Annotated in this window: 20 protein-coding genes; 19 read left to right on the top strand and 1 reads right to left on the bottom strand. The window is 35.3% G+C overall.

Annotated elements, in window-relative coordinates; translation table 11 throughout:
* Positions 1–72: 72 nt before the first annotated feature.
* The 19 genes from MWH28_RS01655 to MWH28_RS01565 all read left to right on the top strand — a co-directional run bounded on the left by MWH28_RS01655 (position 73) and on the right by MWH28_RS01565 (position 19,391).
* Complete coding sequence (locus MWH28_RS01655; RefSeq protein WP_248617526.1) at positions 73–996, top strand: manganese-dependent inorganic pyrophosphatase; 924 nt, start codon at positions 73–75, stop codon at positions 994–996.
* Between the two features lie 286 nt (positions 997–1,282).
* Complete coding sequence (locus tag MWH28_RS01650; protein WP_248617525.1) at positions 1,283–3,553, top strand: chloride channel protein; 2,271 nt, start codon at positions 1,283–1,285, stop codon at positions 3,551–3,553.
* Between the two features lie 170 nt (positions 3,554–3,723).
* The gene (locus tag MWH28_RS01645; RefSeq protein ID WP_248617524.1) at positions 3,724–4,098 is read left to right on the top strand and encodes a hypothetical protein; all 375 of its coding nucleotides are present in this window, start codon (positions 3,724–3,726) and stop codon (positions 4,096–4,098) included.
* 50 nt (positions 4,099–4,148) lie between these two features.
* Positions 4,149–4,565, top strand: coding sequence for a ferritin-like domain-containing protein (locus MWH28_RS01640; RefSeq protein WP_248617523.1), 417 nt, complete (start codon positions 4,149–4,151; stop codon positions 4,563–4,565).
* Positions 4,566–4,719: 154 nt separating this feature from the next.
* Positions 4,720–6,696 (top strand): NAD-dependent DNA ligase LigA, encoded by a 1,977-nt coding sequence (ligA, locus tag MWH28_RS01635; protein ID WP_248617522.1) that lies wholly within the window; start codon positions 4,720–4,722, stop codon positions 6,694–6,696.
* A gap of 269 nt (positions 6,697–6,965) precedes the next feature.
* Positions 6,966–7,403 (top strand): peptidylprolyl isomerase, encoded by a 438-nt coding sequence (locus MWH28_RS01630; RefSeq protein WP_248617521.1) that lies wholly within the window; start codon positions 6,966–6,968, stop codon positions 7,401–7,403.
* A 327-nt stretch (positions 7,404–7,730) separates the two neighbouring features.
* Entirely contained in the window at positions 7,731–8,018 is a 288-nt protein-coding gene (gene gatC / locus MWH28_RS01625) for an Asp-tRNA(Asn)/Glu-tRNA(Gln) amidotransferase subunit GatC (RefSeq protein WP_248617520.1), read from the top strand.
* Positions 8,019–8,197: 179 nt separating this feature from the next.
* On the top strand, positions 8,198–9,658 hold the full coding sequence (gene gatA, locus MWH28_RS01620) for an Asp-tRNA(Asn)/Glu-tRNA(Gln) amidotransferase subunit GatA (protein ID WP_248617519.1): 1,461 nt from the start codon (positions 8,198–8,200) through the stop codon (positions 9,656–9,658).
* Between the two features lie 81 nt (positions 9,659–9,739).
* Entirely contained in the window at positions 9,740–11,188 is a 1,449-nt protein-coding gene (gene gatB / locus MWH28_RS01615; protein WP_248617518.1) for an Asp-tRNA(Asn)/Glu-tRNA(Gln) amidotransferase subunit GatB, read from the top strand.
* 261 nt (positions 11,189–11,449) lie between these two features.
* On the top strand, positions 11,450–11,995 hold the full coding sequence (locus tag MWH28_RS01610; RefSeq protein WP_248617517.1) for a Na+/H+ antiporter subunit E: 546 nt from the start codon (positions 11,450–11,452) through the stop codon (positions 11,993–11,995).
* Entirely contained in the window at positions 11,992–12,255 is a 264-nt protein-coding gene (locus tag MWH28_RS01605) for an MrpF/PhaF family protein (RefSeq protein ID WP_248617516.1), read from the top strand. The genes MWH28_RS01610 and MWH28_RS01605 overlap by 4 nt, the downstream gene beginning before the upstream one ends.
* Positions 12,251–12,604, top strand: a complete 354-nt coding sequence (gene mnhG, locus MWH28_RS01600; protein ID WP_345894742.1) for a monovalent cation/H(+) antiporter subunit G — start codon at positions 12,251–12,253, stop codon at positions 12,602–12,604. The genes MWH28_RS01605 and mnhG overlap by 5 nt, the downstream gene beginning before the upstream one ends.
* A complete protein-coding gene (locus tag MWH28_RS01595) occupies positions 12,601–12,840 on the top strand; it encodes a Na(+)/H(+) antiporter subunit B (RefSeq protein ID WP_248617514.1) in 240 nt (79 codons plus the stop codon). The genes mnhG and MWH28_RS01595 overlap by 4 nt, the downstream gene beginning before the upstream one ends.
* Entirely contained in the window at positions 12,837–13,526 is a 690-nt protein-coding gene (gene mbhE / locus MWH28_RS01590; protein ID WP_248617513.1) for a hydrogen gas-evolving membrane-bound hydrogenase subunit E, read from the top strand. Before MWH28_RS01595 ends, mbhE begins: the two co-directional genes overlap by 4 nt.
* A 1-nt stretch (position 13,527) precedes the next feature.
* On the top strand, positions 13,528–13,872 hold the full coding sequence (locus MWH28_RS01585; protein WP_248617512.1) for a sodium:proton antiporter: 345 nt from the start codon (positions 13,528–13,530) through the stop codon (positions 13,870–13,872).
* Between the two features lie 25 nt (positions 13,873–13,897).
* Positions 13,898–15,358, top strand: a complete 1,461-nt coding sequence (locus MWH28_RS01580) for a complex I subunit 5 family protein (RefSeq protein ID WP_248617511.1) — start codon at positions 13,898–13,900, stop codon at positions 15,356–15,358.
* Positions 15,359–15,363: 5 nt separating this feature from the next.
* A complete protein-coding gene (locus tag MWH28_RS01575; RefSeq protein ID WP_248617510.1) occupies positions 15,364–16,917 on the top strand; it encodes a proton-conducting transporter transmembrane domain-containing protein in 1,554 nt (517 codons plus the stop codon).
* 293 nt (positions 16,918–17,210) lie between these two features.
* Positions 17,211–18,356: a homocitrate synthase gene (nifV, locus tag MWH28_RS01570; RefSeq protein WP_248617509.1), complete on the top strand. Its 1,146-nt coding sequence runs from the start codon at positions 17,211–17,213 to the stop codon at positions 18,354–18,356.
* Between the two features lie 36 nt (positions 18,357–18,392).
* Positions 18,393–19,391 carry an isocitrate/isopropylmalate dehydrogenase family protein gene (locus tag MWH28_RS01565; RefSeq protein ID WP_248617508.1) on the top strand — a complete coding sequence of 333 codons (999 nt, stop codon included), beginning with the start codon at positions 18,393–18,395 and terminating at the stop codon, positions 19,389–19,391.
* Positions 19,392–19,397: 6 nt separating this feature from the next.
* Here the strand turns inward: MWH28_RS01565 and MWH28_RS01560 are convergent, their stop codons facing one another.
* The gene (locus MWH28_RS01560) at positions 19,398–19,673 is read right to left on the bottom strand and encodes a hypothetical protein (protein ID WP_248617507.1); all 276 of its coding nucleotides are present in this window, start codon (positions 19,671–19,673) and stop codon (positions 19,398–19,400) included.
* Between the last annotated feature and the right edge of the window lie 141 nt (positions 19,674–19,814).

The raw sequence follows: 19,814 nt of genomic DNA, 5'->3' as shown, positions 1-19,814 counted from the left end.
GATTGAAAGGGTTTGATCTTTAATTGTAAATTTTAAATTGTACATTGTAAATTATTTCAGGGGGGAATTATAATGAGTATTTATGTAGTGGGACATCAAAATCCTGACACAGATTCTATTTGTGCTGCGATTGCTTATGCTAATTTGAAGCAGGAGCTAGGAGTAGAGGCAACAGCAATTAGAACTGGTAAGATCAATTCAGAGACTGAATTTGTATTGGAGAAGTTTGAGGTTGAAGGGCCAACATTAAAAGAAGAGGTTGGTGCAGATGATCAGGTGATCTTGGTTGATCACAATGAAATTAGTCAATCAATCGCTGGGTTAGATGAGGCGGAAGTATTAGAGGTAATTGATCATCACCGAATTGGTGATATAGAGACAGGAAATCCGATCTATTTTAGAAACGAGCCGGTTGGTTGTACTTGTACAATAGTTACTAAGCTATACCAAGAAAATGATGTAGAGATAACAGATACTATGGCAGGATTATTATTATCAGCTATCTTATCTGATACAGTTATCTTCCGATCTCCAACTTCTACTGCTGAAGATGAAGAGATGGCAACAGCTTTAGCTGAGCAGCTAGGAGTTGATGTTGAAGAGTATGGAAAGAAGTTATTTAAAGCTGGTTCAGTAGTTACTAAGTTATCTCCAAGAGAGTTAGTTCAAAATGACTATAAAGAGTATGAATTTGCTGGTGAAACGATCGGTGTTGGTCAAATTGAAGTAATGGATCTAGCTGAAGTAGATGGAATTAAAGATGATATCTTAGCTGCTAGTGAAAAGTTGGTAGTTGAGAATGATTATAAGTTTTTAATCTTAATGGTAACAGATATTTTAGCAGAAGGAAGTTTATTATTATTTACTCCAGGAGCAGAGCAAACTGTTGCTGAAGCTTTTGATGTAGAAGCTGATCGTTCTGAGGTTTATCTAGATGGAGTACTATCACGAAAGAAACAGATCATTCCTGTCTTATCTGATTATTTAACAGCTTAATTTTAGATTTAATCAAAAGAGCCTATTAATAGGCTCTTTTTTTTATGCTTGAGAAAGTAAAACAAATTATGATCGGCTGCTTTTGAAGGTGTTTTTTTTGCTATAAGCGTAGACAAAGTAGATAAAAAATGATAAACTATAGAACGCAAGAATACCCTCGAGGGTATTCTTATTTTAAGCTTTGTTTTTTATATTTATTGTCGTTATAATCAAACTAGAGTTTAAGTATTTCCAGGAGAGATTTAGCATTTTTTAGTAGCACTTCAGAAGGGAAAGGAGTAAGAATGTGAAACCTGAACGAAATCATCTTACTAATAGATATAAACAGAGTATAAATCAACTTTTAAAGTTGATTAACTCTTTAATCCAGGTTGATATGCCTCAAATGGTTATTTTAGGTGCTATTGTGGGAGTGGTAGGAGGAGTAGGAGCAGTTATTTTTTATAGTTCGATCAATATTGTACAAGAAATATTTTTTGGCCCGGATGTAGCAGATGGTTTGTTAGATGTTGTAAGAGGTTTACCTTGGTATTATCGTATTATTGCCCCGGCAGTAGGTGGTTTAATTGTAGGGCCTTTAATTAATTATCTGGCTCCAGAGTTAAAAGATAATGGGGTTTCTGCAGTAATGGAGGCTGCTGCTTTAAAAGGAGGAAAGATTCGAGCCCGGGTAGCTCCATTTGAAGCAATTGCATCTGCAATTACTATTGGTACTGGTGGTTCAGCAGGAAGTGAGGGGCCAGTTGTACAGATTGGAGGGGCTATCGGTTCTTTTTTTGGTCAACTCTTTAAGTTAAGTCCTGAAAAGGTGGAAGCTTTATTAGGAGCAGGGGTTGCAGCTGGAATTGGAGCTACTTTTAATTCACCACTCGGTGGAGTAATATTTAGTTTAGAGATTATTCTTAGAGATGTTAAGGTAAGTAACTTTACTCCTATTGTAGTTTCTTCAGTAGCAGGAACAGGTATAGCTAAAGTTTTATTAGGCACTAGAGGAGCTATTTTCGATGTTCCCCAACATACATTAGTTAGCCTTTGGGAAGTGATCCCTTATTTATTATTAGGGATTATAGCAGCTTTTGTAGCTATTTTATTTCAAAACTCTCTTTATTCTTTTAAGGGTTTTTTCAAAAAACTTCCTCTAGCAGATTCTATAAAGCCAGCTATTGGAGGATTATTAGTTGGAATAATGGCTCTTGCAGTTCCTGAAGTATATGCTATTGGTTATTCAATAATGGAAGAGGCATTACATGGTAGATTGCCTTTGCAGACGGCTATTATTTTGGTCTTTGCTAAGATTTTAGCTACTAATTTAACCTTAGGTAGTGGTGGCTCAGGTGGTGATTTTGCTCCTTCATTATTTATTGGAGCAATGCTTGGTAGTGCGTATGGAATCATGGTTCATTCTTTATTCCCTACAGTTACAGCTGGAGCTAGTTCTTATGCTGTAATAGGTATGGGGGCAGTTTTTGCAGGGGCTGCTCATGCTCCATTAACATCCATAATTATTTTATTTGAGCTAACACAGGAACCGGAGATTATTTTACCATTGATGCTATCTTGTATTATTAGTACAGTAGTTGCTTCTCATATTCAAAAGCAGAATATTTATACAACCAAGTTTTTTGATAAAGGTTTAGATATTGATGCGATTGAGAAAGAAAAGGTTTTAAAGAATGTTCAAGTTGATGATGTGATGAATAATGATCCAATTACAATGACAAGAAATGATACTATTAAAGAGGCAAAAGAGGTTTTTGATAAGACACTTTATTCTTGGTTACCTGTCGTTGATGAAGCAACTGATGAGCTGATTGGAATGTTAAATCATCATCGTGTCTTTAAATATTGGGATGTAAGGCAAGAAGTTGGAGAAACTGTACAGAAACTTACCTTTCCATCTCCTGGTGTGATCTATAAAGATGATAATTTATTAAATGCTATGCAGATTATGAATAAGGTTAAATTGCAAAAAATCCCAGTTGTAGAGGATGAAGAATCCTATAAACTAATAGGAGTTTTGAGACAAGAAGATATAACTACAGCTTATCAAGATAATGTCTCAGTCAGTCCTGAAGAATCAAAGGTTGACTCTTCGACTAAAACAACTGTTGCCATCAAGAACTTAGTTGATTTTTCTGTCAATGCTTTAGAACAAGAGATTCAAGCTAAAGATATTAATGCAAATTTAGAGATAGAAGATGATTTGCCAGCTATTCATGTTGATAGCCATAAGGTCAGTTGGGTATTGACTCACTTATTAGTAAATGCTATTCGTTATACAGAAGAGGGAGGAGAAATTACAGTTTCTGCTAAAAGAAAAGATGATTGGATCTGTATTTCAGTGATAGATAATGGTGAAGGGATTCCTCCGCAATATCAAGAGAAGATTTTTGAAAGATACGTAAGTTTATCAGAAAGAAAGAGCAGTTCTAAAAGTGGTCTAGGGCTAACAATCAGTAAAGAAATTATTGAAGATCATGATGGTCGAATTTGGGTTGAGAGTGAAGTTGGTAAAGGATCTACCTTTACGTTTGCTTTAAGACCTTTTACAAATTAATACTATTCAAGTAAAAGCTCAGATCTTTTTAAGATCTGAGTTTTTTTAGATTATGTTAGAAAAAGACTCTAAAATTATTTACAGAAATTTTTTCTATTTATTCCTTGACAAAAGGATAATTTTCCAGTATACTATTAGTAACAATTACTAATAAGGATGAGGTGATTAAATTGTTCGAAATTCCTAAAGTTAAGGTGTTAAAGGCTTATAACCTAGCAAATGATGCTTGTGTTAATTGTAGTGATAAAAATTGTGCTAGTTGTTTATTACATAAATCGAAGAAGAATCTATTGGATTATAGCAAGTATGAATCTCAACTTGATGAAAAGTTTAAAAAGGAAACTTTTGATGATTATGATCAAAGTGAGTTTACTAAATTTGATCGAGATGAGTTGGAAAGGATTTATGAGTCAGTGCATGATTGTTGCCAAGAATGTGGAGTCTATCATACTGAGAAATGCTTCTTGAATAATACTCGCGAAGCTTTACAGATATTGTTGTATGGAGAGATTAAGCCTTGGGATGGGCTTGAGTTTAAAGAATAAATTTTTGTAAGAAGTAAATAATAATCAAGAATTAAAAGGAGGAATTTAAAATGGAATTTGCAGTTGAAAACAAGTTGGGTGTGACTAAAGGAACTAAGTTGGAAGATGCAGTGGAGATGAATTTTGATGGTGAGACAAAAGAGGTAGGATTATACTTAGCAATGGCCCGTCAAGCACAAAGAGAAGGATATCCTGAAATAGCAGAGGTATTGAAAACAATCGCTTGGGAAGAAGCTGAACATGCAGCTAGATTTGCAGAGTTAAATGGGATGATTGATTCTACTCAAGAGAATTTAGAGAAGATGTTAAAAGGTGAACAGGGAGCTAATAAAGGTAAGAGGCAAGCTGCAGTAACAGCTAAGGAAGAGGATATTGATCCTGCACATGATTATTTTGATGAATCAGCTAAAGATGAAGCTCGTCACGCTCGAGCATTGAAAGGTCTATTAGATAGATATTTTGGATAAGCTAAAAAAGCTTTGGGGGAGATTCCCTAAAGCTTTTTTTAATTTGGGAAAAAGAAAGGAGTTTAGTGAGTAATCTTTAAATTAATAATGATGATGTATGGTTGTTTATAAATTGAACATACTAAAAATTAGTGTTAGTTTTGGGGTGAAATAAGTGGAAGATATCAAGCAAGAAATTGAAGAATTGAGAGCTGAAATTAGAAGGCATAACCATTATTATTTTGTTTTAGATCAACCTAAGATTTCTGATCAAGAATATGATCAATTGATGCAACGCTTACTTAAGCTTGAAGCAGAGTATCCAGAGCTAGTAACAGCTAATTCACCTAGCCAACGGGTAGGAGGAGAGGCGATTGATCAATTTGAAAAGATAGAGCATCAGATACCACTTTTAAGCTTAGCTAAATCATTTTCTAAAGAAGAGTTGCGGGAATTTGATCAGCGAGTTCAAAAATCAGTTGCAGGAAGGGTTGAATATGTTGTAGAATTAAAGATAGATGGCTTGTCTACTTCATTAATTTATCAAGATGGGAAGTTGATTCAAGCTGCAACCCGTGGTAATGGTTTAATTGGAGAAGATATAACCCACAATATTAGAACGATCAAAAGCATTCCACTTAATTTGGAGGATGAGCTGGATTTAGAAGTTAGAGGTGAAGTCTTTATACCTTTAGATCGATTTGTAGAACTTAATCACCGACGAGTAGAAGAGGGGTTAAGTAGATTTGCTAATCCTCGTAATGCTGCAGCTGGTTCTGTTCGTCAATTAGATCCTAAGGTGGCTGCTCGCAGACCTTTAGATATCTTTATTTATGATAGTACATATATTGAGGGCCAACAGTTTAAGACCCATAGTGAACGGCTTGATTATCTAGAGGAGTTGGGATTTAAGATCAATCCTGCTCGCAAAGTCTGTACTGAGATTGAAGAGGTAATTGAGTATTGTCAAAACTGGACTGCTGAGCGAGAAGAACTTAACTATGAAATTGATGGAATTGTAATTAAGGTCAATCGACTTGAGTTAAGGGAGCAATTAGGAGCAACTGCTAAGCATCCCCGGTGGGCGATGGCTTATAAGTTTCCTGCTCAGCAGCAAGAGACTAAGGTTAAAGATATCGAGGTTACTGTTGGTAGAACAGGAGCTTTGACTCCGACTGCTGTTTTAGAGCCTGTATTATTGGATGGTTCAGAAGTTAGCCGAGCTACATTACATAATCAAGACTATATTGAAGAGAAGGATGTCAGGATTGGCGATCGGGTAATTATAGAAAAGAGTGGTGATATAATACCACAGGTGGTTGAAGTTCTTGTTGAAAAGCGTGATGGTCAGCAAGAAAGCTATCATTTACCGCAAAGCTGTCCTGTCTGTCAAGGTGAAGTCAGTAAAGTAGGTGCTGATTATAGATGTCTTAATAATAACTGTCCTTCAAGAACTGAAGAAAAGGTTAAACATTTTGCTAAGCGAGGGGCAATGAATATAGAAGGATTAGGAGAATCTTTAGTTGAGAAGCTATTAGAGAATGGTTTGATAGCTGATCTTGCTGATCTATATTATCTAGACCAAAAAGATCTGGTTGAGCTAGAGAGGATGGGCCAAAAGTCAAGCCAGAACTTACTTGATGCGATAGAAAAGAGTAAGGAGAATAGCTTATCTCGGCTCTTATTTGGTTTGGGGATTCATCATGTAGGCAGTGAGGTAGCTAGAAATTTAGCTAAAAATTTCAGTAACCTAGATGAAATTATAGAAGCTGATCAGGAGGAGTTGACGGCGATCGATGGCGTTGGCCCTAAGATTGCTCAAAGTATTATTAGCTATTTTTCTCAGCAAGAGAATTTAGAAATTATCAAGAAGCTAAGACAGGCTGGAGTTAATCTAGAAGCTAAGACAGTAAAACAGGATGACTTATTAGAGGGTAAGAAGTTTGTACTGACAGGTAAGTTAGCTGACTTCACTCGAGCAGAAGCAAAGAGAGAGGTTACTGAGTTGGGCGGTAGGGTTACCGGTTCAGTCAGTGGGCAGACAGATTACTTAGTAGTGGGGGAGAACCCTGGCTCTAAATATGATAAAGCTCAGAAGTTAGGCGTTGAGATTTTGAGTGAAGAAGAGTTTAAAAATATAGTGAACAGTTGACAGTGGATAGAAAAAATCTAAGAGCGGATTTTTTCATCACGAAGGGTTCGAAGAACCCGGAGGGAGAAGGTAAGAAATAAATGTACAATTTACAATGTACAGTGTACAGTTAAAAATCAAGTAATAAAGAGCAATTAAAAATCTAGATCTCACTGCAAAATAATATTTTTTGTATGTGTTCGCCCTTAGACTTGAAAATTTCAAGCTCTTGAACTTAACTGTCAATTATCAAATATAAATTGTAAATTATATTAAGGGAGGAATAAAAAATGAGAAAAGCAGAGATAAAGACTGAAAAAGGAACAATGAAGGTTGAGCTTTATGATGAGGCTACACCAAATACAGCGGATAATTTTTGTAAATTAGCTGAAGAAGGTTTTTATGATGGATTAACTTTTCATCGAGTCATTCCTAATTTTGTAATTCAAGGTGGCTGTCCTAAAGGAACTGGTACTGGTGGCCCAGGTTATACTATTGATTGTGAAGTAGATGGGGACAAGCAGTATCATGAGCGGGGAGTATTATCAATGGCCCATGCTGGGAAAGATACAGGTGGTTCGCAGTTTTTCATCTGTCATGGACGAGAGAGAACAGCCCATTTAGATGGTAAGCATACATGTTTTGGTAAGGTTGTGGAAGGACTTGATGTGATTGATGAAATTGAAGCAGGAGATGTAATTGAGAAGATAGAAATCAGTGAAGATTAGTCTTAAGCTGATTTTGTTGCGGTTAAAAATTCCATATGGTATAATGATTAGTTGTTGATTAAACGGCGTTAATTAACTTTAAAGTGAGGTTTTATTACAATATTGTGGCACTTTCAGTGCCACAATATTGAGTTGACAGTTTACGGTTTACAGTTGACAGTTGAAGGTCAAAGTCTTATGTTTAGGGGTTTAGAGTGGTTTTGAGTTTAGGTTTTTAACTGTCAACCGTCAACTGTTCACTGTCAACTGATATAAAGTGGCAAAGTGCCACTTTATATCAAATAACTTTCACTTTAGATTAATTATCAAAAAGAAGGGGTGAAATAGATGAAGATCGATCAAGAAACTGTAGAAAAGATTGCTCATTTAGCTCGTTTGGATGTTAGTGAGGAAGAAAAAGAAGCTTTTGCTAATCAGTTAAGTGATATTTTAGAGCATGCTGAAAAATTAAATGAGCTTGATACAGAGAATGTAGAGCCAACAGCTCATGCATTACCAATCAAAAATGTCTTTAGAAAAGATGAGGTTAGAGAGTCATTAGAGCGGGAAGATGCGTTAGCTAATGCTCCTGCCAAAGATCAAGGAATGTTTAAGGTGCCACAGATTGTGGAATAATCATTAGTGCAATTGATAGTTGATAATTTATTGATTAGAAATCTTAAGTTAAAATTATTTCTGTTTAAAAAGGGTTAAGGTTTCATTAGTTGATGGTATTGATCTAAGCTTTGTTTTTTTGAACTTAACTGTCAATTGTCAATTAGAAACTGTAAACTTATTTATAGGGAGGGGAAGAAATGGAACTTTATGAATTAACTGCTCATCAACTGCATGAAAAACTAGAGCAGAAAGAGATTAAAGCACAAGATATAGTTGAATCGATTTATGAGCGGATTGGTGAAGTTGAAGATGATGTACAAGCTTATGTAACAGTGACTAAAGAAGAAGCTTTAGAGCAAGCAAAGCAAGTTGATCAAAAGATAGCTAATGGCGAAGAGGTTGGCCCGTTAGCAGGGATTCCAGTTGCTTTTAAAGATAATATGTCTACAAAAGGGATTGAAACTACTTGTTCATCACAGATTTTAGATGGTTATAAACCACCTTACGATGCTACTGTTGTTAAGAAGTTAGCGGCTGAGGATGTTGTGATGACCGGTAAGACAAATATGGATGAATTTGCGATGGGTTCTTCGACAGAGAACTCTGGAATCAAGACGACTAAGAACCCATGGGATTTAGAATATGTTCCGGGTGGTTCAAGTGGAGGTTCTGCAGCAGCAGTTGCCGCTGGTGAGGCAACGATTGCTTTAGGCTCTGATACAGGTGGTTCTATTCGTCAACCTGCATCTTTTTGTGGAATTGTAGGAATGAAGCCAACTTATGGTTTGGTATCACGTTTTGGTTTAGTAGCATTTGCTTCATCTTTAGATCAAATTGGTCCTTTTACAAGAGATATTAAAGATTGTGCGTTGGCCCTAAATTACATAGCAGGTCATGATCAATATGACTCTACATCTGCAGATGTAGAAGTTCCTGATTATACTGAAAGCTTGAAGGAAGATGTTGAGGGGATGAAGATCGGTGTTCCAGTAGAATACTTTGGTGATGGAATTGACCAGGAAGTTAAAGAAGCAGTCTGGAATGCAATTCATAAGTTAGAGGAGCTTGGAGCAGAGTATGAGGAGGTTTCTTTACCACATACTGATTATGCTTTATCTGCTTATTATTTGATTGCTCCTGCAGAAGCGAGTTCAAATTTGGCCCGTTATGATGGAGTACGTTATGGATATCGTAATCAGGAAGCCAATGGATTGATTGATATGTATAAAAAGACGAGGCAAGATGGTTTTGGAGATGAAGTTAAGCGAAGAATTATGTTGGGAACTTATGCTTTAAGTTCTGGATATTATGATGCTTACTATAAGAAAGCTCAACAGGTGAGAACTTTAATTAAAGAGGATTTTGAAAAAGCATTTGAAGAGTATGATGTCTTAATTTCACCAACTTCTCCAACGACTGCTTTTAAAGTTGGCGATAAGTCAAATGATCCATTACAGATGTACTTATCTGATATCTGTACTATTCCAATTAACTTAGCAGGTATTCCTGCTTTATCCATGCTTTGTGGTTTAGACAATGAGGGTTTACCAATTGGACTACAAATTATTGGAGATCATTTTGCTGAAGAGAAGATATTACAGGTTGCTTATGCTTTTGAACAGGCAACTGAATTCCATAAAAAAAGACCGAATTTATAGAGGATTAGTGATTAGTAACTAGTAATTAGTGACTAGTGATTAGAGGTTAGTTAATAGTAATGAAAAGCGGAGGTGTAATTGATGTTAGATGATTATCAAATAACGATTGGGTTGGAGGTTCATGCCCAGTTGGATACAAATACAAAGATATTCTGTGGTTGTAAGAATGAGTTTGGTGCTGAACCTAATACTCATACCTGTCCAATCTGTTTAGGGTTACCAGGGACATTACCTGTTTTAAATGAAAGAGCAGTGGAGTATATTATTAAAGCAGGTTTAGCTTTAAATTGTGAAATAGCAACATTCAGTAAATTTGATCGGAAGAATTATTTTTATGCTGATTTACCTAAAGCTTATCAGATTTCTCAATTTGATCTTCCTTTCTGTGAAAAAGGAGAGGTTGTAATTCAACCTGAAGATGAAGAGGAAGTAACTATTGGAATTACAAGAATTCACTTAGAAGAAGATGCAGGAAAGTTAACTCATGCTGGGGATATTGCTCAGGCTAATTCTAGTCTGGTAGATTATAATCGTGTAGGAACTCCTTTAATTGAGATTGTAAGTGAGCCAGATATTCACTCACCAGCTCAAGCTATTGCTTATCTTAAGAAATTAAAGAGTGTTTTGGAATACATAGGTGTATCTGATTGTGAGATGTCGCAAGGTTCAATGCGGGCTGATGTAAATGTCTCTATCGCACCAATTGGAGCTGATGAATTAGGTACTAGAACTGAGCTTAAGAATATGAACTCCTTTAAAGCGATTGAGCGAGCTTTAATCTATGAGCCTAAACGACAGAAGAAGGTGTTAGAATCAGGAGGGGAGATTATTCAAGGAACACTGACTTGGGATGATGAAACAGGTAAGACGATTCCAATGAGAACCAAAGAGGAAGCTCATGATTATCGTTACTTCCCGGAGCCTGATTTGGTACCTGTTGTTGTCGATGATCAATGGGTTGCTGAGATTAAAGATACTTTGCCTGAATTACCAGATGTTCGCCAAGAACGTTATGTAACAGAGTTAGAAATTCCTGCCTATGATGCAGGGGTAATTACTGCTGATCGCGAAATGGCAGACTTCTTTGAAGCGGTTGTAGCAGATTATGATGATGCTAAGGCAGTAAGTAACTGGATGATGGGAGAGTTTTTAAGACTACTTAATGAAGAGGATATCTCAATTACGGAGGTTAAATTTACTCCCCAAGATTTAGCTAAGATGTTACAAATGATGGATGACGGTACTATTTCAAGTAAGATTGCTAAAACGGTATTTGAAGAGATGTTTGCTACTGGTAAAGATCCAGATACAGTGGTAGAAGAGAAGGGATTAAAACAGATCAGTGATTCAAGTGAGTTAGAAGGAATTATTGAAGATGTATTAGCTGATAATCAATCAGCAGTAGATGATTATAATGATGGTAATAAAAACGTAATTGGTTTCTTAGTCGGTCAAACAATGCAAGCTACTAAAGGAAAAGCCAATCCACAACTAGTTAATAAAATTTTAAGGGAGAAATTAGAAGGGTAACAAAAAAGCTCTTAGCTACTGTAGCTAAGAGCTTTTTTGTTATTTAAGAAATTATGTTTTAAGTTTTTTTATGGTTTACTTAGACTCAAACTTAAACTTGAACTATGACCGAAGGTCATTTTATTATCAATTAGTTAAATATTGAAGAGATTCGATTTAATGCTATAATTCTTGCAAAAAGGTTTGAAAAGTGATAAAATTAATTTGGGAAAAATCTATTAATAATTATCAATTATCTGTAAGGGAGGAAAGGAGGATTCAATGAAAACTTTAAAGGATTTATTAAGTAAGTTTAAGTTGCGTGCTACAGAAGATATATTTACTGTGATTTTATTATATATCACATGGATTATTATAGCAGCTGATACATCTTTAAGTTCATTGCTGTTAGGTCTTATAATATCTTATGTAGCAGTGTTGGTTATTCATAGTTATTTTACAAGGAAGGTATCAAAGAGTATTGTTACTAGATTCTTTTATTTTGTTGCTTATGCGATTACATTAGTGAAAGAAGTAATTTTATCTAGTATTGCGGTAGCTAGGTTGGCTCTTCAACCAAAGCTTTCTTTTAGGCCGACCATTGAGAAAGTGCCTACAATTGTAGAAGATGAGAACAAACTAGTTACTATGGTTATCTTAGGGAACTCTATTACCCTAACTCCTGGAACATTAACTATTGAAGTTGATCCAGGTGAGAAAGTATTTTATATTCACTCTTTAGACGTTATTGAAGCTGAAGATAAGGATGATTTGCGAGAAAAAATGTTTGGTAGTCTAGAGACGGCTATTAGGAGGGCATTTAAATGATTGAAATAATAATGTTAGTAATTCTAGTTTCTGCTGCAGCGGTCTTTTTTCGGTTAGTAAAAGGGCCAACAGTCTTTGATAGAATTGCTGCTGCAGATGCCATAGGAGCTATGTTTTTGGTGATTTTAGTCTTATTAAGTCTTTATTTTGAACGTTCAGTATTTGTTGATGTAGCATTTATATTTGGTTTATTACTCTTTATTGAGGTATTAATTATGGCTAAATACTTCGAAGAGAAAAAGGGAGGGAAGAGAAATTAGTTCATTAATTCAGTTACTAAGTAATCTTCTCATTATTATTGGAGCATTCTTTTTTGCTGTTACGGCAATAGCTATGCTGAGATTTCCAGATTTTTACACTAGACTGCACGCTAGTTCTAAATGCTTAACTGGTGGTGCTTTATTTATGTTAGCTGGATTAGCTGGCTTGATGTTTTTAGAAGGCAGACCATTTGACTCGTTCAAACTGTTACTATTATCAGCTTTCTTAGTCTTAACAAATCCAGCTACAGGTCATGCTATTGCTCGAGCAGCTCATAAGGTTGGGCTTAAGCCTAAAGAGGTAATTAAAGATGAGTTGAGGGAAATGGAAATGGGTGATAATGTATGATGGAAATTATCTATAATTTTCTACTAGTATTTATGGTTATATCTGCTGCTTATGCGTTATTTACGCATAATTTATTGAATGCGATAATTGCCTTGGGGGTTTTTAGTGGGAATTTAATAGCTTTATTTATAATTTTACAGGCACCTGATGTTGCTTTAGTAGAAGTGATAGTTTCTAGTGGCATTAGTACAGGCTTTTTTATAGTAACGATCAACAAGTTGGAGGGGATTGAATGAGAAAGTTTGCTAGCTTAATAATAGTAGTACTACTGAGTGGTTTATTACTTATGACTTTTTTAAGCTTGTCAACTGCAGATTATGATTTAAGTGAACATTATATCAATCATGGAGCTGAAGAGACAAAAGCACTCAATTTAGTAACAGCTATTTTATTTGATTATCGTGCTTTTGATACCTTAGGAGAGGCAACGGTTGTTTTTGCTGTGGCTTCAACGATTGCATTTTTAGTTCCTAAGCGAACGGCAAGCATGATTTCAGCTCGATTTTCTATAATTATGCAGCAGACTACTAGTTTATTGATTCCTTTTTTATTCATGATTGGAGCTTATATAATTGCTTATGGACATATTTCACCAGGTGGTGGTTTTGCTGGTGGTGTAATCTTAGCAGTAATTACAATCTTAATTACGGTTACCTTCGGAATTAGATATTCTGACCGACAGGTTAGACCGGAGATTAAGTCATTCATGGAGAGTTTTGGTGCAATGGGATTTGTGCTACTTGGATTTATCGGAATTGTGTTGGGAGGAAACTTCTTGGCTAATGCTAATTCAACTCTTGATTTAGGAGTAAAAGGAGAGTTAATTAGTTCAGGGATTATACCTCATATCAACTTAATGACTGGCCTTAAGGTAGCAGCTGGTCTATCAATTATGTTTAATAGTTTGATAAAGGAGGAGTAAAGTGGAACAGACATTTCTGGCAATTGCAGTATTGTTCGGATTGGGACTGTATATAATTTTAACTCATCAAAATTTAATTAAGATTGCGATGGGAATTGGAGTAATGGAATCAGCAATAATTTTATTGTTTATCATATTAAGCTACAGACCAGGTGGAACTGCTCCAATCTTGGATGCTGATGCTCAAGCTTATGATTTGATTGTTGATCCTATTCCCCAGGCGTTATCTTTGACAGCAATTGTAATTGGTGCTGGTACAACAGCATTAATGTTGGCTTTAATAATCAAAATTTATAATAGATACAATACGTTATATATTGATGAAATTAAAAAATTAAAAGGTTAAGAATATATTGGATAGGGGGTAAAAAATGGATACACCTGTATTATTAGTAGTTTTACCACTCCTTACTGCTTTCAGTTTAGGAATCATCAAAACATTCAGTAAGAAGCTGGTAAAGGCTGTTACTGTCATAAGTGCTACTGTCCATCTAGCGTTAATAATTAGTGTAGTTAGGGAAGCTATGCAGAGTCCAATCGTTTATCATTTAGGTGATTGGGATAATTTATTAGGAATTTCATTGGTTATAGATTCCTTTTCAGCAATGATGGCTTTATTGGTTGGAGTCTTGTCGTATGGTGTGATAATTTATTCTTTAGTCTATGTTGATTTTCATGAACTAAAGTACTATGTTTTATCATTTTTATTGATTGCTGGAGTAATGGGGATGTCATTAACTGGAGATTTATTTAACTTATATGTCTTTTTTGAAATTGTTTCTATTACTTCCTATGCTTTGGTGGCTATTAAAGAAGAGGAAGCAAGTTTTGAAGGGGCATTTAAGTACTTAGTAATGGGAATGTTGAGTGGAACTTTTGTACTATTGGCTATTATTTTGACTTACCAAGTAACAGGAGCTTTGAATTTTGCTCAAGTTGCAGCTAACTTTGGAGATGCACCTATGTTAGTTAGACAGACCATCTTTGTCTTCTTCTTGATCGGATTTGGAACAAAGTTCTGTTTAGTTCCATTACATGCTTGGTTACCAGATGTTTATTGTGGTGCTCCAGCTAGCTTTAATGCTTTATCATCTGGTATAGTAATCAAAGCATCTTTATATGCCTTTATTAGAATTGTTTTCTTATTATTTGGGATGACTGCAGGAATAGGTCAAATTCTGATCTATTGGGGTGTAATTACATTCTTAGTTGCCCATACATTGGCTTATCAACAAGAAAGTTTAAAACGATTACTAGGTTATTCAAGTATTGCTCAGATAGGATATATTTTATTGGCTATTGGTTTAGGAACAGAAAGTGGGATTATAGCAGGAAGTTATCACATATTTAATGATGGTTTAATGAAGGCAACACTATTTTTAGGAGTTGGAATTTTTAGTTATGCTGTTGGTGCTTCTAAAATAGATGACTTAAGAGGATTAGGTTTTTCTATGCCTAAGATTTCATTTGCTTTTGTAATTGCCACTTTAGCAATTATTGGACTACCACCATTTAATGGCTTTATCAGTAAATGGTTGATTTTGCAGGCAGCGTGGGAAACTGAGTATATAGTTGCTGCTTTCTTCATTCCAGTTGGTAGTTTATTATCTTTGGCTTATTATTTGAAGGTAATTAAGGCTTTATATTCAAGACCAGAAAGAGAAATAGAAGTAAAACCGATCGATTGGAAATTGAGAGTACCAACTTATGTATTATCAGCTGCTTGTTTAGTAATGGGAATTATTCCTGGTTTGTCACTAGCATTAATTGAGAATATTCCTAAATTTTTACTAGATAGCAGTAACTATATCAATCTTTTATTAGGGAGGTAAATTAAGTGGTTAATCCTGGACTTATATATCTGCTAGGAGCAGTGTTTTTATATTTTACCAAGGGTAAATTAAGACAATTTTTGGCAGTTGCGATCTCTGTAGTTGGTTTGCTATGGGTTTATAATTTACCTGTAGGTGAAGGAATGAAAGTGGCCTTTTTAGATCTGGATTTAATTCTTGTTAGTGTTACTGATATGAGCAGATTAACAGGAATAGTCTTTGCATTCTTTGGATTGTGTGCTGTACTTTATGCTTTACTCTTTGCTGAGCGGAAATTTTATGTTCTATCTCATATTTATATTGGAAGTTCAATAACTCTTGTCTTTGTGGGAGATTTGTTTTCTTTCTATTTCTTCTGGGAGTTAATGACGATCAGTTCTTACTTTTTGATCTTTGATCGAACTAAGCCAATTACAGAACAGACAAGTTATTACTATTTTATCATGCATTTAGTAGGAGGAGTCAGTCTGCTGTGGGGGATTTTACTAAATTACAGTGTGACAGGAAGTATTGCCTTAACTACTATTGAGCATGGCTTACCATTCTTCATCGTGGCAGTAGGAATCAAGTTGGCCTTTATTGGAGTTCATACTTGGTTACCTAAAAACTATTCTAATGTTCCATTCTATACTAGTGTTGTTTTATCAGCCTTTACTACTAAGGCGGGGGTTTATGCCTTATATCGCCTCTTAGGAGCAGTTAGTTTAGGATATGCAGGTACGATTTCTGCTATCGTAGGGGTAATCTTTGCCTTGAAACAGACAGAGGCACGTCGTTTACTTTCGTATCATATTATTAGTCAGATCGGTTATATGATTGCAGGTATTGGAGTAGGAACGACCTTGGGAGTTGCTGGTGGAATGTTCCATTTATTCAACCATATTCTCTATAAAGGATTACTATTTATGGTAATTGGAGTAGTGATTTATGCTACAGGGAAAGGTGATTTGATTGATCTAGGAGGATTATCTAAAAAGTTACCATTTACTACTTTTTGTGGAGTAGTAGCCTCTTTAGCAATCGCTGGAGCTCCTTTCTTTAATGGTTATGTCAGTAAGTTAGTCATTAAGAGTGGATTAGAAGATCCTGTTTTACAGTGGGGTTTATATATAGCAGGAATTGGAACGGCTCTTTCTTTTATGAAGTTTATGTATTTCGGATTCTTTAGAGAAAGAGAGGTTGAAGTAGAGCGTAAGCCGACAATGATAATGAAGTTGGGAATGGGTCTGGTTGCTGGAGTAATTATATTGATTGGACTTGTGCCTGGCGTTTTAGAGTCAATTGCTAATTTAGAGACTGGAGTTGATTATTTCTCATTAGCTTATTTATGGGAGAGTTCACAGCCGATCTTGATAGCGGCAGTTATCTTTAAGTTGGCCCATGATATTATTGAACCTCATGAGCATGATGAAGTGGATAGAGATATTTATCCTTTCGTTGGCTATGGAGTAAATTATGTAGGTGGAGTTTTAAGTAAGGTGCAAAATGGTGATGTAAGTAGATATATCTTATGGCTATTGACTACTCTTGCTGTTGTATGGGTTAGTTTTTTAGCTTGAATTAATATTCAGGGAGGTTAACTAATATACATCACGTATTGACAAATATGCTAGTGAAATGTTATAATATAAGATACTAGGCATATGTAATATATATGTTAACTATTAGTTGTATTTGGTTAATATTGATAATAATAGGTATCCAACTTTAAGTGCTACCCACAATTGGTTAATAGTGGGTAGCATAGATTTTTTTATTTCTTTTTACTTAAAGATGGTGTTTTTTGATTCTTTTATAGTGGTATATAATTGAATATCTATAAAATAATTGACTAATTAAGGAGTGTGAGAGTATGGAGGATGTCAAAATAGTTGACACAACTTTACGTGATGGAGAACAGACTGCTGGAGTGGTTTTTGCTAACCAAGAGAAGATTAGAATTGCTAAGTTATTAGATCAGATTGGTGTTGATCAGATAGAAGCAGGTATTCCAGTAATGGGTGGAGATGAACAAAAGGCAATTAAGACAATTGTAGAAGCTGATTTAGATGCTAGTATTATGGCTTGGAATCGAGCTGTTGTTTCTGATGTTAAGGCTTCTTTAAATTGCGGAGCTGATGCAGTAGCTATTTCTATATCTACATCTGATATTCATATTGAACATAAGTTAGAAGAAGATAGAGATTGGGTCTTATCTAATATGGTTAAGGCTGTTGAATTTGCTAAAAAGAATGGACTATATGTATCTGTTAATGCTGAGGATGCTTCGCGAAGTGATGAGGAATTTTTATTTAAGTTTGCTAAGGAAGCTAAGGAAGCAGGAGCAGATCGATTGAGATATTGTGATACTGTAGGAATTATGGAGCCGTTTGATATTTATGATAGAGTTAAAGCACTAATTGATGAGGTTGGTATTGATGTAGAGATGCATACTCATAATGACTTTGGTTTAGCAGCAGCAAATGCTTTAGCTGGTGTTAAGGCAGGGGCCAACTATATTGGAGTTACCGTTAATGGGTTAGGAGAGCGAGCTGGAAATGCAGCAATTGAAGAGATAGTGATGGCTCTTAAACATCTGTACGATGTTAATATGGAATTCTCTACTAAGGATTTCAGAGAGTTATCTGAATATGTATCACGAGCTTCTTCACGAGAATTGCCAGCTTGGAAAGCAATTGTAGGAACTAATATGTTTGCTCATGAATCTGGTATTCACGCTGATGGAGTCTTAAAGAATGCTTCAACGTATGAAGTCTTTGCTCCAGAAGAAGTAGGATTGGAGCGACAGATTATTATTGGTAAGCACTCTGGGAAGAAAGCGATTGTTAATAAGTTCTTGGAGTATGGAATTGAATTGACAGCACAGGAAGCAGAGGCTTTATTGCCACGAGTAAGAAGGACAGCTGTTGAATTCAAAAGAGCTTTATTTGATAAAGAGTTGATGTATATTTATGAAGATTATAAGGCAGAACAAGAGAATCAAAGTCAAGCAAATTAATAAAGTAATAACTAAGTAATTAAGGAGTGAGAAGCAATGTATAATATTACTTTAATTCCCGGTGATGGAATTGGCCCGGAGGTAACAAAGTCTGTCCGTGAGATTATTGCAGCGGCAGGTGTTGATGTTAATTGGGAGATAGTAAATGCAGGGGCCAACGTAATGGAAGAAGAAGGAACTCCACTTCCTGAGAAGGTACTAGATTCAATCAAAAAGAATCAAGTAGCTTTAAAAGGGCCAATTACAACACCAGTAGGTAGTGGGTTTAGAAGTGTTAATGTAGCTATTCGGCAGAAATTAGATTTATATATTAATTTACGACCGGCTAAGATTTTGCCAGGAGCACCGACACAATTTGAAAATTTAGATGTTGTTATCTTTAGAGAGAATACTGAAGGATTATATGCTGGAATTGAACATATGGTTGGTGATGATGCAGCAGAGAGTATTAAGATTACAACTCGGAAAGCTTCTGAGCGGATTGTAAGAGCTGCTTTTGAATATGCTAAAAAGCATAATCGAGATAAAGTAACTGCTGTTCATAAAGCAAATATCTTAAAACTGACAGATGGCTTATTTAAGTCTGTAGCAGAAGAGGTTGCTCAAGATTATCCAGAGGTTGAATTTGATAATAAGATTGTTGATAATATGTGTATGCAGTTAGTTCAATATCCTGAAGATTATGATGTTTTAGTCTTACCTAACCTCTATGGTGATATTGTATCTGATTTGTGTGCAGGATTAATTGGTGGTTTAGGAGTAACACCAGGGGCCAACCTAAATGATGAGCTTGCTGTCTTTGAAGCTGTTCATGGTTCGGCACCTGATATTGCAGGAGAAGATAAGGCAAATCCAATCGCCTTGTTATTATCAGCAGTATTGATGTTGAGGTATTTAGATGAGACACAGGCAGCTGATAAGATAGAAGATGCTATCGGTCAAGTCCTAGTTGAAGCAGAAGTGTTGACTGCTGATTTAGGAGGGCAAGCTAAGACTACAGAAATAACAGAAGAGATTATTAACAAAATAAACTAGTAGAGATTAGGAGGAATAATATTTCCTCCTTTTTTCTTTATATTTGGGTTTTTTCATAGCTGATTTTTTATTCTCTCTCCATTCAAAGATGGTACTAATTAAGAAAATGACTAAGCTGAATAAATAAAGATTTCTTAAAGTGTTTTCTTCTAGAAATGAGATATTGACTAGTTTGCTGTGCATGAATGATTCCTGTAGTTTTTGACCGAAATCTAATAAAAAATAGATAGCATACCAAAGATGTATACCAATTAAGCACCAGATTATTGTTTTGCGGTTCATTGTAAGTTCCTCCTAGTGTTTTATTACATAATAAATTAGCGATTGAAGTTAAAAATTCCTTGTTGGGAAAGCAATTAATAGTGGAAAAGTAAAAACTTAATTACAATTATGTGTTAGTTATGTGTGTGAGTGTGAGTGAGG

This window comes from Natroniella sulfidigena, assembly GCF_023223645.1.
GTDB lineage: Bacteria > Bacillota > Halanaerobiia > Halobacteroidales > Halobacteroidaceae > Natroniella > Natroniella sulfidigena.
Note: the sequence above shows the minus strand (reverse complement) of the source record. Positions and strands in the feature narration are given on the sequence as shown.